We start from the raw sequence: 13995 nt of genomic DNA on the forward strand, positions 1-13995 counted from the left end.
CGCCGACAGAGCCGTACTGCGTTTCACGGGCGGGCTTCGGACACGGAAGCCGGCCGGACCCCAACGGCGGATACCGCCGGGTTTTCACGAAGGTCACCAGCCGCGTCGGGGCCGGCGGCCGACGCCGGAGCGTCGGTCACCGACCCCGCGCGGGCTACGGAACCTCGTAGTCCTGACCGAGGACCGCGGACACGTCGGCGTTGGCGGCCGGCTCGCCCTTCTTCACGTCACCCGCGGAGAGGCCCAGGGTCTTGGCCACCTCGGCGGCCTTCTCCTTGTCCTCGGCGGACCGGTAGAGCACGACGGACGACGACTCGGCCTCTGCCTTGCCGCTGTCCACGAAGGCGTAACCGCCGTTGACCAGCTGGACCCGGGCGGCTTCGGCGGCCTTCTGGTTCCCGGTGGCGTTGCGGACGGCGACCCGGAGCGGAGCGCCCGCCTCCGGGGCCTTCACCGTGCCGCCGAGGACGTCCTTGACGACATCGCGGGTGTCCGCCTCGGTGAGCGTGCCGTCCTCCTGGACCGGCAGCAGGACCGTCTTGTAGTCGCCGACCTTGGCACGCGAGGCCAGCTTGGCGAGCGAGGCCCCGAGGTCCTTCTCGGGCAGTGACGGGTCCAGCACCTGGAGGAGCGTCTCGATGGTGACGGTCGCGGCCTTGGGGTCCTCGGAGATCTTGCGCAGCGTGGCCCGCATGACCTCGCCGAACCGCGTCAGCTGCTTGGCCTCGGGCTCCCCCGGCGCACGGTACGTGGCGTACGCGACGGCCATCGAGCCGCTGAGCGTCTGGCCCTCGCCCTTGTTCACCAGGGGCGACTCGCCCTTCTTCGCGCCGGGCACATCGGTGTCGGTGTCGACCTCGATGTTGCCGACCAGCTCGACGAGGTTCTCCAGGTACGGGGTGTCCAGCCGCCAGGTGCCGGTGATCCGTGTGCCGAGGAGGGTGTCGATCGACTCCCGGGTGCCGGTCCTGCCGTCGTCCTCGACGGACTTGCCGAGTGTGGTGGTGGTTCCGTCGTCGGAGGCGACGGCGAGGGAGTTGGGCAGCAGGACGGTGGTGCCCTGCTTGGTGGTGGCGTTGTCGACGAGCAGCGCCGTCGAGGTGTCGCCCTTCTTCGTGTCGTGCAGGTGCACCACCATCATGTCGCGCTGCTGGGCGCCGGCGGCCACGGTCTTCTTCTCGTCCGATCCGGACAGGCCCGGGATCATGTCGGCGGACCAGAGATAACCGGCCCCGCCGACGACGACGAGAACGGCGACGACTATCAGGGCGACCATGCGGTTGCGGCCCTTGCGCCGGGCCTCCTCGCGCCGCTCACTGCGGCTCTCGGTGAACTTCAGCCAGTCGATGACGTCTTCGGAGTCCTCGTCGGGCTCCTCGATGAACGAGAACTGCTCGGTGCGGTAGTCGGGGGCGGGCTTGCGCTGCCCCGGAAGCGCGGGCTCCGCCTCCGCCGCGTCCGGTGACTGCTGCGGCTGCTGCGGCTGCTGTGCGGGAGCCTGCGGGGCCTGTTCCGGTGCGGGGGCCACGCCCTGCTGCGGCACGCTCCAGTGCTGGTCGGTGTCGACGGCGGCGGGCTGCTGCCCGGTGGCGTAGCCGTAGTCGGTGTAGGAGTCGTAGCCGTACCCCTGGTCGGCGCCCTGGCCCTGTTGCGTCCGGGGCTGCGCGGGCGCCTGCCCCGGGTGTTGCCCGGCGTAGGGGTCGTAACCGCGGGGCTGCTGCTGGGGGGTGCCGTACGCGTCGTAGCCGTAGCTGGTGTCCTGGGTCTGGTGCTGCCCCTGACCCGGCTGGGCGGCGTAGGGGTCGTAACCCTGGCCCTGCTGGTCGTACTGCTGCTGCCCCTGCTGCTGGTAGACCGGCTGCCCGTACGCGTCGTAGCCGACGATCCGCGGCTCCTGGTAGTACGGGTCGTACGGGTTCTGTCGGTCGTTCACCGGTGCCCCTCTCCGTGGCTCATTCGCCGCGGTACAGCTGGCGCTTGTCGATGTAGCGGACCACGCCGTCCGGCACCAGGTACCAGACCGGCTCCCCCTGCGCGACCCTCTCACGGCAGTCCGTGGACGAGATCGCCAGCGCGGGCACCTCCACGAGGGAGACGCCGCCCTCGGGCAGCCCGTCGTCCGTGAGCACGTGACCCGGGCGGGTCACACCGATGAAGTGGGAGAGCGAGAACAGCTCCTCCGCGTCGCGCCAGGTGAGGATCTGGGACAACGCGTCGGCGCCGGTGATGAAGAAGAGGTCCGCGTCGCCGTGGACCTCGCGCAGATCCCGCAGCGTATCGATGGTGTACGTCGGTCCGCCACGGTCGATGTCACTGCGGCTGACGGAGAACTGCGGGTTGGACGCGGTGGCGATGACCGTCATCAGATAGCGGTCCTCGGCCGGGGAGACCTTCTTGTGGCTTTTCTGCCACGGCTGCCCGGTCGGGACGAAGACGACCTCGTCGAGACGGAACTGGGCGGCCACTTCACTGGCCGCCACCAGGTGTCCATGGTGGATCGGGTCGAATGTCCCGCCCATCACGCCGATGCGGCGTTTGCCGGGGCCGGTAGGCACTTCCTGCTCTCCCATGCGTGCAGAGCCTACTGGCACAGCTGTACGCCCCTGACTCAGCGGTCGCGGTTGAAGCGGGTGGTGACCCACAGCAGGAACATCAGCGCGAGGAACGCCCCGGCACCGATCAAGTAGGGGTTGAGGCTTTCGTGGTTGCCGCCCTCGCCGCCCTCGGAGGCGAGAGTGACCAGCTGGTGCGCGGTGCTCGTGAGGCTCATCTTCGGCAGGACCTATCGATCGTGAATCGGAAGGAAGACGTCGGTCCCATCGTATGCGGGCCACCCGGGCACGCTCACGGCGACTCAGTCGTTGTTGTCGTCGTTGCGGTATCCACGCAGCAGGAACCACGCGAGCAGCACCGCTCCGAGGATCGAGACGAGCAGCACGATCCGCAGGGTGTCACCCGGTCCCTGCTCCTCGGACGCGGCGGCGAGCAGTACGGCGGTGTGCGGCATTTCGGGCGCTCCTCAAAGTTATCCACAGCCCCCCGCACACCGTAGCGCCAGCGCATACGCTGGCTTTTGTCCGGGGGACGAGCAACGTCTCGTACGAACAGGGGGCCATCCATGACCGAAAGCAGTCACGAGAACGTGCCGAGCAGGCAGCGCCGGCGATTCCCCGGGATCTCCTCCCGGGCCTACGAGCACCCCGCCGACCGCTCGGCCCTGGTGGCCCTGCGCAAGCTGACCGGGTTCGACACCGTGTTCAAGGCGCTCAGCGGGCTGCTCCCGGAGCGCAGCCTGCGGCTGCTCTTCCTCTCCGACTCCGTCCGGGTGAGCGACGCGCAGTTCACCCACCTCAACGACATGCTGCGGGACGCGTGTTACATCCTGGACCTGGAGAAGGTCCCGCCGATGTACGTGAAGCAGGACCCGCAGCCCAACGCCATGTGCATCGGGCTGGACGAGCCGATCATCGTGGTCACCACCGGTCTGGTCGAGCTGCTCGACGAGGAGGAGATGCGGGCGGTGGTGGGCCACGAGGTGGGCCACGCGCTCTCCGGTCACTCGGTGTACCGGACGATACTGCTCTTCCTGACCAACCTCGCCGTGAAGGTCGCCTGGATCCCGCTGGGCAATGTGGCGATCATGGCGATAGTGACGGCGCTGCGCGAGTGGTTCCGCAAGTCGGAGCTGTCCGCGGACCGGGCCGGACTGCTGGTCGGCCAGGACATCACGGCCTCGATGCGGGGTCTGATGAAGATCGCGGGCGGCAACCACCTCCACGAGATGAACGTGGACGCCTTCCTCGCCCAGGCCGACGAGTACGAGAAGGGCGGCGACCTCCGGGACTCCGTCCTGAAGATCCTCAACGTGCTGCCCCGCACGCACCCGTTCACCACCGTGCGGGCCGCCGAGCTGAAGAAGTGGTCGGAGACCCGCGACTTCCAGCGGATCATGGACGGCCACTACCCGCGGCGCGACGCGGACAAGGACACCTCGGTGACCGACTCCTTCCGGGAGTCCGCCTCGCACTACGCGGACACGGTCCGCACCAGCAAGGACCCGCTGATGAAGCTCGTCGGCGACATCGCCGGCGGCGCGGGAGACCTGGGCGGCAAGCTGCGCGACCGGTTCACCGGGACCGGGGGCGCGAAGGGCGGGGCGCAGTCCCCGTCCGACGGTTCCGCTACGGACGGGGACGGGACGTCCGGTCGGCCGCAGGACCCTGAGGAGGGGAGCCCGGGGACGTCGTCGGGGCCGTCGGGGAGCTGACGGCCTGCAGGGTCCCGCACAGCGCCGCCGCGGGCCGGCCCGTGGCGTACGGGTCGGTGGCGGCGGGCCCGCGGGCGTCCGCCCGTTCCCCGGCGAGCAGCGGGCGGAACATCCCGGTCGCGTCGGCCGAGCAGGACTGCGGCCCGGCCTGGACATGTGCGGTGCGCACCTCCAGGCGGTGGAGTCGCAGGTCCTCCCGGTCGAAGCGGAAGTGCAGCTCACGCCGGACGGTGAACAGGGAGGCGTCGTCGTCCCGGTGGGGCCCGTCCGCCGGGCGCAGGGCGTAGGTGAACGTGTGGTCCGAGACGACGCCGAGGACGCCGGGGGCCTCCTCCTCGTAGCGGAGGGTGCCCTGGACCCGGATCCGCGGGTCCGCGAGTTCCACCCGCTCCGGGTCGAAGCGCACCAGCCATCCGGTGGCGGCGTGGGTCCCGTCGTCCGCCGGCCGGCTCAGGCTCTGTTCGAACTGGGGGCGCTGGTCCGGATCGAGGAGGTGCTCGACGGGCCGGCGGACGGAGCCGCTGAGGACGTCGGGGTTCAGGGAGGACTCCACCAGGTAGTCCTTGGCGGTGGCGAGAGCGGCGGTGATCTGGCTGTCGGAGAAGTTCTGCGTGCGCTCGACGGCGGGGTAGGTGATGCCTGCCGCGCCCACGCGGAATCCGGAGACCGGCTCGGCCCGGTACAGCCGCTCGGGTGACCCGCCCGGTACGGCGCCGCGGGGGGCCAGGGGGACGACGGTGGTCCGCAGGGGTTCGGCGCGTCGGGCGGCCGGTTGGGGGTACGGGCTCCGGAACCCGATGTACACGGCCACGGCGAAGGCCAGGGCGATGAGGACGACCAGGGTTATGGCGGCCCGGGAGCCGCCGCCGCTCCGGACGGAGACCTGGGCGTCGGGCAGCGCCCGCACGGCGCGGGCATGCTCGCCCATCCGTTCCCGCGCCGAGAACTCCTGCATCCGCGCAGCCTGGACGAACGATTCGTCGAAGACGAGCGAGCGGTATTCGTCCTCGCCGCCCGCGGGGTTCTCGGGCGCACCGTCCGGTGGTTCTGAGCGGCCTGTCATGACTTCTCTCCCGATCTCCACACCGGTCGGTTCGGTGCGCAACGGTCTGTTTCGGCCGAGCGGCGTCCGCAGCGAGAAGCCCCCCTGGGAACGAGGGGTCACATCTTGAGGGTAGGTCGATTGCGGCCCGCGTAAACGCCGAGACAGCCGGGAACCGCCGGAGCGTCCGGAGGGGCCGTCGGCGAACGGGTGACGGAGGGGGCGGCGGTTCAGGGCACCCGGGGCTCGGCGGGGACCGTGGGGCGGGAGTAGCCCGCGGAGGCCGATGGGGCGGCCCCGGGCTTGTCCACGCCGCTGGTGACGGGCGGCGGCACCTGGTCCTGGCGGTTGTTCGAGGCGCCCCGGTAGACCGCGGTGAAGGCGAGGGCGACCATGCCGATGCCCATCACCAGGGCGAGCAGCCAGGCGACGGGGCGGTGCCAGCGGGCGGAGTTGCGGTAGGGGCGCAGGGAGCCGCCGTGGCGGCCGTAGGGCCCCACGGCGTAGTCGTCGTCCCCGCCGCCGTGGCCCGCGCCGATGCCGTGGACCGGGTCGTCATCGAGGTCATGGGGGTCGTGGTAGCCCCGGGGGCCGCCGTAGGGGTCGCACACGTCGTCGTCCGGGCGACGGCTCCGGCGGGCGCGGGCGGCGTCGGCCTCGGCGCGGGCCTCGGCGGCGGCGAGCAGGCGCTCCACGGCGGTGGGCTCGTGGACGGGCGCCGACCGGACGAAATCCTCGTCGAACACCACGGAGGCGAGGTCCTCGTCCGCGCCCCCGCGGTCGTCGTCGGGCTCCCCGCCGTCAGGAAACGGCTTGCCCCCCACGTCGTCCGGCACGGATTCAGCGTAGCCCGGCCGGGACCATTTGGGCAGGGATCCCCCCGAACTCCCCGGATCGGCACGGAGTAGCGCGCGGCCGGCCGGGGAGGGGCCGAGGGCGACGCACGCCTCAGCGGGTGTGCCCGTCCCCGGTGACGATGTACTTCGTCGAGGTCAGCTCGGGCAGGCCCATCGGGCCGCGGGCGTGCAGCTTCTGCGTGGAGATGCCGATCTCGGCGCCGAAGCCGAACTGCCCGCCGTCCGTGAAGCGGGTGGAGGCGTTCACGGCGACCGCGGCCGAATCGACCAACTGGGTGAACCGGCGGGCGGCCGCCTGCGAGGTGGTGACGATCGCCTCGGTGTGGCCGGAGGACCAGAGCCGGATGTGGGCGACCGCCGCGTCCAGGGAGTCGACGACCGCCGCCGCGATGTCGTACGACAGGTACTCGGTCTCCCAGTCCTCCGCCGTCGCCGCGACCACGGTGGCCTTGGATCCCTCGGCGCGGGCGAGGACGTGCTCGTCGCCGTGGACGGTCACCCCGGCCTCGGCCAGCGCGTCCAGGGCGAGCGGCAGGAAGGCGTCCGCCACGTCCTTGTGGACGAGGAGGGTCTCGGCCGCGTTGCAGACGCTGGGGCGCTGGGCCTTGGAGTTGATCAGGATGTCGACCGCCATGGCCAGGTCCGTCTGCGCGTCGACGTAGACGTGGCAGTTGCCGGTGCCCGTCTCGATGACGGGCACGGTGGACTCCTCGACGACCGTCCGGATCAGCGAGGCGCCGCCGCGCGGGATGAGGACGTCGACAAGGCCGCGGGCCCGCATCAGTTCCGTCACGGAGTCACGGCTCTCGCCCGGGACGAGCTGCACCGCGTCGGCCGGCAGTCCGGAGCCGCCGACCGCGTCCCGCAGGACGCGGACGAGGGCGGTGTTGGAGGCGTAGGCGGAGGAGGAGCCGCGCAGCAGGACCGCGTTGCCGGACTTCAGGCAGAGAGCGGCGGCGTCGACGGTGACGTTGGGCCGGGCCTCGTAGATGATGCCGACCACGCCGAGCGGGACCCGCACCTGCCGGAGGTCGATGCCGTTGGGCAGGGTCGAGCCGCGCACCACTTCGCCCACGGGGTCGGGGAGGGCCGCGACGTCCCGTACGTCGGCGGCGATGGCACGGACGCGTTCCGGGGTGAGGGTGAGGCGGTCGATGATGCCTTCGCTCGTCCCGGCCTCGCGGGCGCGCTCGACGTCCTTCGCGTTGGCCTCGACGATCTCGCTCGTGCGCACTTCGAGGGCGTCGGCGATGGCCAGCAGCGCGTCGTCCTTGGCCGCGCGCGGAAGCGGCGCGATGTCGGCGGCGGCGGCGCGGGCCCGGTAGGCGGTCTGCGCGACCGGGGAGAGGTTGTCGTAGGGCGAGAGCGTGGTCATGCCCGCAGAGTAATGCGCACTCTGCGGGCATCCGTCACGTATCCCGTGATGCGAGACGGACGACCCGAGGGGCGGACCGCCCCGGACCGCCCCGGATCACTTCGGATCACTTCGGATCACCGCGGATATCCCCCGGGAACCCTCCCGGGTCCCCGCGGGTCGGCGTCGAGTCGGTCCGGAGCCCCTGGGTCAGTAGGGGTGTACGCCCACGGGGGCGGCGGGCGGCGGCCCGTAGCCCTCGGCGATCCGCAGGTGGTAGGTCTCCCGGTCGATGACTTCCAGGCCGACGATCTCCCAGGGCGGAAGCTGGGCGCTGGAGCGGTGCTCGCCCCACAGCCGCAGCGCGACCGCGGCCGCGTCGTGCAGGTCGCGGGCCTCTTCCCAGTAGCGGATCTCCGCGTGATCGCTCGCGTAGCGGCTGGTCAACAGGAAGGGGTGGTCGTGCGCGAGCTGTTCCAGGCCGCGTCTGACCTCCCCCAGCGGAGTCTCGGCGCCCGACACGCTGAGCGTGATGTGCCAGAGTTTGGACTGCGGGGATTCCTCCTTCGCCGTCGTGACCGGCTCCTGTTCGACGGCGTCCGCCGGGGTCGGATTCTGGTCGAAATCCGCCCCCGCTCCGACGCTCGTCAGGGCGCGGTTGGCCGTGCCTCGGGGCGGCGCCCCCGGGCGCGCTCGTCTCACCGGCGGCCTCCTGTGATGTGTTGCTGTGCGGTACCCCTGTTCCCCACTACAAAGTGGACCAGTCCACAGCCGGGCGTGGGGTGCTTTTACGGAAGGTCCCCGCTGGAAGGCGGGACTTTCAGCCGTTTCAGGGGGTGAGGCGCGGCGCGAGGAGGACCAGATCGTCCCTGTGTACGACCTCGCGTTCGTAGGCGGGCCCCAGTTCGCGGGCGAGATCCCGGGTGGAGCGGCCGAGCAGCTGGGGGATCTCCTTCGCGTCGAAGTTGACGAGCCCGCGGGCGACCGGGGTGCCGTGCGGATCGCGCAGTTCGACCGGGTCGCCGGCGCTGAACTCGCCCTCGACGGCGGAGATCCCGGCGGGCAGCAGCGAGGTGCGCCGCTCCACGACGGCCCGTACGGCACCGTCGTCGAGGGTGAGCGCGCCCTGCGGGGTGGAGGCGTGGGCGAGCCACAGGAGCCGGTCGGCGGAGCGGCGTCCGGTGCGGTGGAAGTACGTGCCGGTGTCGCGGCCCGCCAGCGCGTCGGCGACCCGGCTGGCGGAGGTGAGGACGACGGGGATGCCGGCGGCGGCGGCGATGCGGGCGGCCTCGACCTTGGTGACCATGCCGCCGGTGCCCACGCCTGCCTTCCCTGCGCTGCCGATGGTGACGCCGGCCAGGTCCGCGGGGCCGGTGACCTCGGCGATCCGGGAGGCGCCGGGGGTGCCGGGCGGCCCGTCGTAGAGGCCGTCCACGTCGGAGAGCAGGACGAGCAGGTCGGCGTGGACGAGGTGGGCGACGAGGGCGGCGAGCCGGTCGTTGTCGCCGAAGCGGATCTCGTCGGTGGCGACGGTGTCGTTCTCGTTGACGACGGGAACGGCGCCCATCTCCAGGAGCTTGTCCAGGGTGCTGTAGGCGTTGCGGTAGTGGCCGCGGCGGCTGGTGTCGTCGGCGGTGAGGAGCACCTGGCCGACGCGGACGCCGTAACGCGCGAAGGAGGCGGTGTAGCGGGCCACGAGGAGGCCCTGGCCGACGCTGGCGGCGGCCTGCTGCCGGGCCAGGTCCTTGGGCCTGCGGACGAGGCCGAGCGGGGCGAGTCCGGCGGCGATGGCTCCGCTGGAGACGAGGACGACCTCGCGTTCGCCGCCGTCCCTGACCTTGGCCAGGACGTCGACGAGGGCGTCGACCCGGTCGGCGTCGAGGCCGCCGGACGCCGTGGTGAGCGAGGAGGAGCCGACCTTGACGACGACCCTGCGGGCGCCGGTCACCGCCGACGCGCGGCCCGACGGCCTCTGCTCTGCCACGTGCTTCCTCGCTGCCCTGGATCGCCCCGGTGTCCGATGCGGGGCCTGCGTGCCGCCCCGGCACAGCACAGTACGCGAGAGGCCGCCTGTGCCGCCTGCCCGTTCCGCCCGGTGGACATCGAAGGACGGCCTGGGAGCGGGGTGCGGGCGGGCGGCGGGGGCGGCCGCGGTGGGCTCAGCTCCGCTGCTCGTCCTTGACGGCGAGCATCCGGTCCACGACCCGGGCGGCGGCGCGGCCGTCGGAGGGCTCGCAGAAGTCGACCCGGAACTGGGCGTACTTCTCCTTGTACTCCTCGCTCACCGCGTCGATGTTCCGGATCGCGGCGACCAGGTCCTCGGAGGTCTTGATCAGCGGCCCGGGGGCGCGGGAGGTGAAGTCGAAGTAGAAGCCGCGCAGGGTGTCGCGGTAGTGCTCCAGGTCGTACGTGAAGAAGAGCATCGGCCGCCCGGAGTGCGCGAAGTCGAACAGCACCGAGGAGTAGTCCGTGATCAGCACGTCGGCGATCAGGTAGAGGTCGGCGATGTCCGGGTAGTACGTGACGTCGTAGACGAAGCCCTGTCCGGCGCCGGGGATGGAGTCGAGGACCTTGTGGTGCTTGCGGTAGAGCAGCACGTGGTCCTCGCCGAGCTCGCGCTTCGCGGCCTCGACGTCGATCTGGTTGTCGAGCTTGAAGCGGCGGCCGCCGTAGCGCTGGTCGTCGCGCCAGGTGGGCGCGTACAGGACGACCTTCTTGCCCGCGGGGATGCCGAGCTTCTCCCGTACGGCCGCGGCGCGCTTGACGCGGTCGGGGGCGTGGAAGACGTCGTTGCGCGGGTAGCCGGCTTCCAGGACCTCGCACTGGAGGCGGAAGGAGTTGGTCATGATCGGGGTGGTGAAGGCGTTCGGCGTGATGAACAGGCTGTACTGGCGCGAGCGCTGCGGGAGGCTCGCGATGTAGGCCAGGTTCGCCTTCGGGGTGCCGAGCAGGTCGGCGCCGATGCGCTTGAGCGGGGTGCCGTGCCAGGTCTGGACGACGACCTGGCCCTCACGGCGGACGAACCACTCGCGGATGCCGCCGTTGGTGACCACGTACCGGCTGCGGGCCAGCGCCTCGTACCACTCCTTGCTGCCCCATTCGACGCCGCGGACGCCGGGCGGCAGGACGACCTGCTGGTCGTGGACCATCGCGATGTGCTCGACCTCGGTGCCCCGGCGCTTGAGCTCCTCGTAGACCGCGCGGGGCGAGTCGGAGAACTGCTTGCCGCCGAAGCTGTTGTAGAGCACGGCCTCGCGCAGCGGCAGCTTGCGCTGCTCGGGGGTGTAGACGTCGCGCATCAGCCGCTGGCGGTAGGCACCGCGCAGCTCCGGGTCGAGGACGGGGCCGGACTCCACGAAGATCCGGTCGAAGTCGAGCCGCTCGACGGTGTACGTGCGGTGCTCGCCCCGGTGGGCCAGCGGCAGCGTGTTCACGAGGTCGGGGCGGATCGTGACGGGGAGGTCGCGGGTGTGGTCCCACTCGGTGCGCAGGCGCAGGCGGGGCATCCAGCGGCCGGCGCGCAACGGCACGGTGCCCTCGTAGGTGGGCATGGTGTCCGGGCGCAGGCGGGCGGTGAAGCGGCCGTCGGCGAACTCGACGGGCAGCGGGCGGTCCTCGTTGCGGCCGGTGTGGCGCAGGACCATCTTCATCTGCTCGGCGGGGCCGGTGTAGGCCCCGGACAGCACCAGTTCTCCCTCGGCGCTCCACTCGACGCTGTCGACGAGGGGCTGGACCGTGCGGACCTGCGGGGTGAAGTTCCCGGCGCCGTCGGTGAGGATCGCGAACTCGCGTCCTTCGGGCAGCGGGTGGACTCCGGTGACGGGCTTCGCGCCGCCCGTGGCCCGGCGGGTGGTGCCGTCGGCGAAGACGATCAGCGCGCGGTACTTGACGGCCTTGCCGGGGCGTACGCCGTCGACGGGGAGGTCCGCGAAGTCCAGGCGTGCGGTGTGGCGGAGCCAGCCGTCGGTGCCGGTCTCGCCCTGCTGGAGCGGGAGGTCGGTGGCGAAACCGCTCGGCTCGTGGTCGATGCGCAGGGCGGTGGGGTATTTGCCCGCGGGGGTGGTGACGCGGGAGCGCAGGGTGACGGTGAGGGTCTCGCCGTCGGCTTCCTGGGCGACGATCTCGGCGGGGACGACATCCACGGAGAGCTTGAGCCGGTTGCGGTCGAAGCCGGCGACGAGGCGGACACCGTCGTCCAGGATCCGGGTGCAGCTGTGGCCGGCCGCGCCCGCGTTGTTCTTGAGGATGCTGCCCACGGACATGCCGCCGGGGCGCGGGATGCCGATGCCCAGGCGCCAGGTGCCGGGCTGCCACTGGCCGCGTACGCGGAGCCGGGACGGGTCGATGCCGATCTCGAAGCCGGACCAGTCGTAGTTGTGCAGGGCGCCCTTGGCCTCCGCGGTGGCGCGGGGCTCCAGGACGGTGCGCATGCGCAGCGGGAGGGCGGAGCGGCTGCCCTGGCGGCGGAGCACGGCGACGCGCAGCGAGCGCTTGCCGGTGGCCGAGGGGACGTTGGGGATGTAGGCGTAGCCCTTGACGAGGAGCTTGCCGTCCTCCCAGCCGAGGTCGAGGAGCTTGCCGCGTACGGGCAGTTCGCTGCGGTTGAAGTTGCGCACCGAGGAGGGGAGCGAGGAGCTCTCGACGCCGGGCAGCTCGATGCGGGCACGCCGCAGGCCGCGGACGGAGAAGGCTCCCGGGTTCTCGCGCTCGTAATGCAGCAGGTCCACCAGCTCGTCACCGCGGCCGCTGGCCGCCAGGTGCCACTTGACCCGGGCCATCGGGGAGAACTGCCGTACGACCTTGGGCGCGGCACGGTCCAGGAAGTCCTTGGCCGCTCGGTGGAATTCGGGGCGCTCCTCGACCGGAGTCTCCGGGAAGTACTTCATGAGCCGGCTGAGCTCGTCGGGGATCGCTTCGAGGGACGCCACGGGTGGAGGGCCTTTCCGGGGGGACGTGCAGATGATGAACCCCAGGAGGACGGGGCGTTAATGAGACGTCTCCAACCGTCTCATGGTTGCTCCACAGTATGACGTGACACCTCTCACAGGACGAACCCGCCCCGGTCGTGACCGGGGCGGGGAGTAGGGGCCCGCACTCCCCCGCGCACCGGGTCAGACGCGGTGGCCCCGGGGGGCGCGCACGGCGCTGAGCAGCACCCGGCGGGCCTTGCGCACCGCGCGCCGGGCGACGGAGAGGCGGGGCCTGTCGCGCGGCGCCTCGATCCGCCGTCCGCCGACCCATTCCGTGACGGTCACCTCGTAGGCCCGGTCGGGGAGTACGGAGCTCTCACCGAAGTGCGGGTAGGCGAGGTGGAGGCGGGGCGGGTTCCCGCGGCGGACGAGTGCGGGCTCCTTCCTGTCGCGCAGGAAGGCCGCGATGTCCAGGAGCAGGTCGAGCCGGCCCTCGGCGAGGCACATCAGCCGCAGCCGTTCGTTCACCTTGAGGTTGCGGCCGAGCCCCGGCGTCCAGTACGCCTTCATCAGGGGGGCGGCGAGCGCCATCTTCCGCTCGCGGACCTCGGGCTTCTGCTTCACCAGTCCGGGGCCGAACTGGGGCAGCAGCGTGATGACGAAGGGCCGCACCATCAGGGCGTCGCGCCGGGGCCCCGGGGGCACGTACTGGGCGATGAGCCCCATGAGGGCGCGGGCCGAGTCGAAGCGGCGCCGGTAGCCGCCCTTCTTGGTCATCTGGTTGCGGTCCTCGCGGCCCACCAGGTAGTAGCAGGTGTAGTCGGCGACGACGGAGATCCCGTTGCCGCGGATGTACGCCTCCATCGTGAACAGGGCGTCCTCGCCCGTCTTCAGCTTCTCGTCGAAGCTCATGCCGAGGCGCACGAGGAGGTCGCGCCGGAACAGTTTCTGCGCGCTCAACGTGAATTTGACGTTGGAGGAATACAGGTCGGCGCGTTCGACGGTCTCTTTCCACATCGATTTCGCGGCCCCGCGATTGACGCCGACGATCTTCCCGAGCACCACGTCCGTGCCCGCCCGGTCCCCCATGGCGACCATGCGCTCCAGGGCTTCCTCGCCGAAATAGTCGTCCGCGTCGAGAAAGAAGACGTACCGGCCGCGGGCGAGGCCGAGGCCTCGATTGCGCGGCCCGCTGGGCCCGCCGGAATTCGCCTGCCGGACGACCCTCATGGGAATCGCGGTCCGGGCGGCGAACTCCTCCAGGCAGGCGCCGGTGCCGTCGGTGGAGCCGTCGTCGATCGCGACGATCTCCATGCGGTCCGCGCCGATGGTCTGTGCCTCGACGGACTCCAGGCACCGGACCAGGTAGGGCATCGCGTCATAAGCTCCGATGATCACACTGACATCGGGCTCGTCGTTCTTCCTGGGGATGTCGGCCATGTGCACCTGTCGATTCGATCACGAAAGAAGGCAGATTGCCCGACTCTGCACCCTTTGCGCATCCGCATGCCGAACAACCCGTACACCCCTCCCCCAGGAGAGACGTACGGGTCGCGATCGAAGTT

The 13995-nt window shown here is 71.3% G+C and carries 12 protein-coding genes; 1 reads left to right on the top strand and 11 read right to left on the bottom strand.

All coding sequences use genetic code 11. From position 1 onward, the window contains the following. Nucleotides 1-154: 154 nt before the first annotated feature. The 4 genes from PSQ21_RS09655 to PSQ21_RS09670 form a co-directional block, all read right to left on the bottom strand. A complete protein-coding gene (locus PSQ21_RS09655) occupies nt 155-1933 on the bottom strand; it encodes an LCP family protein (protein WP_274030023.1) in 1779 nt (592 codons plus the stop codon). A gap of 19 nt (nt 1934-1952) precedes the next feature. Then, nucleotides 1953-2570 carry a nicotinate-nucleotide adenylyltransferase gene (gene nadD / locus PSQ21_RS09660; RefSeq protein ID WP_274030024.1) on the bottom strand — a complete coding sequence of 206 codons (618 nt, stop codon included), beginning with the start codon at nt 2568-2570 and terminating at the stop codon, nt 1953-1955. Nucleotides 2571-2608: 38 nt separating this feature from the next. Further along, nucleotides 2609-2770, bottom strand: a complete 162-nt coding sequence (locus tag PSQ21_RS09665; protein ID WP_274030025.1) for a hypothetical protein — start codon at nt 2768-2770, stop codon at nt 2609-2611. Between the two features lie 84 nt (nt 2771-2854). Then, the gene (locus tag PSQ21_RS09670; protein WP_003969217.1) at nt 2855-3007 is read right to left on the bottom strand and encodes a hypothetical protein; all 153 of its coding nucleotides are present in this window, start codon (nt 3005-3007) and stop codon (nt 2855-2857) included. Nucleotides 3008-3118: 111 nt separating this feature from the next. On the opposite strand from PSQ21_RS09670, the gene PSQ21_RS09675 reads away from it, so the two are divergent. After that, nucleotides 3119-4267, top strand: coding sequence for a M48 family metallopeptidase (locus PSQ21_RS09675; protein ID WP_274030026.1), 1149 nt, complete (start codon nt 3119-3121; stop codon nt 4265-4267). Here the strand turns inward: PSQ21_RS09675 and PSQ21_RS09680 are convergent. The 7 genes from PSQ21_RS09680 to PSQ21_RS09710 form a co-directional block, all read right to left on the bottom strand. Further along, nucleotides 4182-5330 (bottom strand): SCO2583 family membrane protein, encoded by a 1149-nt coding sequence (locus tag PSQ21_RS09680; protein ID WP_274030027.1) that lies wholly within the window; start codon nt 5328-5330, stop codon nt 4182-4184. The genes PSQ21_RS09675 and PSQ21_RS09680 overlap by 86 nt on opposite strands. Nucleotides 5331-5539: 209 nt before the next feature. Next, nucleotides 5540-6145, bottom strand: a complete 606-nt coding sequence (locus PSQ21_RS09685; protein WP_274030028.1) for an SCO2584 family spore wall biosynthesis protein — start codon at nt 6143-6145, stop codon at nt 5540-5542. A gap of 112 nt (nt 6146-6257) precedes the next feature. Continuing rightward, entirely contained in the window at nt 6258-7541 is a 1284-nt protein-coding gene (locus PSQ21_RS09690) for a glutamate-5-semialdehyde dehydrogenase (RefSeq protein WP_274030029.1), read from the bottom strand. A 189-nt stretch (nt 7542-7730) separates the two neighbouring features. Next, complete coding sequence (locus PSQ21_RS09695) at nt 7731-8222, bottom strand: hypothetical protein (protein ID WP_274030030.1); 492 nt, start codon at nt 8220-8222, stop codon at nt 7731-7733. Nucleotides 8223-8349: 127 nt separating this feature from the next. After that, entirely contained in the window at nt 8350-9504 is a 1155-nt protein-coding gene (proB, locus tag PSQ21_RS09700; RefSeq protein WP_274030031.1) for a glutamate 5-kinase, read from the bottom strand. A 175-nt stretch (nt 9505-9679) separates the two neighbouring features. After that, the gene (locus PSQ21_RS09705; protein WP_274030032.1) at nt 9680-12448 is read right to left on the bottom strand and encodes a CDP-glycerol glycerophosphotransferase family protein; all 2769 of its coding nucleotides are present in this window, start codon (nt 12446-12448) and stop codon (nt 9680-9682) included. Nucleotides 12449-12631: 183 nt separating this feature from the next. After that, on the bottom strand, nt 12632-13870 hold the full coding sequence (locus PSQ21_RS09710) for a glycosyltransferase family 2 protein (RefSeq protein ID WP_274030033.1): 1239 nt from the start codon (nt 13868-13870) through the stop codon (nt 12632-12634). Nucleotides 13871-13995: the final 125 nt, after the last annotated feature.

Origin of the sequence: Streptomyces sp. MMBL 11-1 (genome assembly GCF_028622875.1) — a bacterium.
GTDB lineage: Bacteria > Actinomycetota > Actinomycetes > Streptomycetales > Streptomycetaceae > Streptomyces.

Excerpts from the sequence above, each read along its gene's own strand:
- nadD (WP_274030024.1), bottom strand. The coding sequence starts at position 2,570 with ATGGGAGAGCAGGAAGTGCCTACCGGCCCCGGCAAACGCCGCATCGGC.
- PSQ21_RS09665 (WP_274030025.1), bottom strand. The coding sequence starts at position 2,770 with ATGAGCCTCACGAGCACCGCGCACCAGCTGGTCACTCTCGCCTCCGAG.
- PSQ21_RS09670 (WP_003969217.1), bottom strand. The coding sequence starts at position 3,007 with ATGCCGCACACCGCCGTACTGCTCGCCGCCGCGTCCGAGGAGCAGGGA.
- PSQ21_RS09675 (WP_274030026.1), top strand. The coding sequence starts at position 3,119 with ATGACCGAAAGCAGTCACGAGAACGTGCCGAGCAGGCAGCGCCGGCGA.
- PSQ21_RS09680 (WP_274030027.1), bottom strand. The coding sequence starts at position 5,330 with ATGACAGGCCGCTCAGAACCACCGGACGGTGCGCCCGAGAACCCCGCG.
- PSQ21_RS09690 (WP_274030029.1), bottom strand. The coding sequence starts at position 7,541 with ATGACCACGCTCTCGCCCTACGACAACCTCTCCCCGGTCGCGCAGACC.
- PSQ21_RS09710 (WP_274030033.1), bottom strand. The coding sequence starts at position 13,870 with ATGGCCGACATCCCCAGGAAGAACGACGAGCCCGATGTCAGTGTGATC.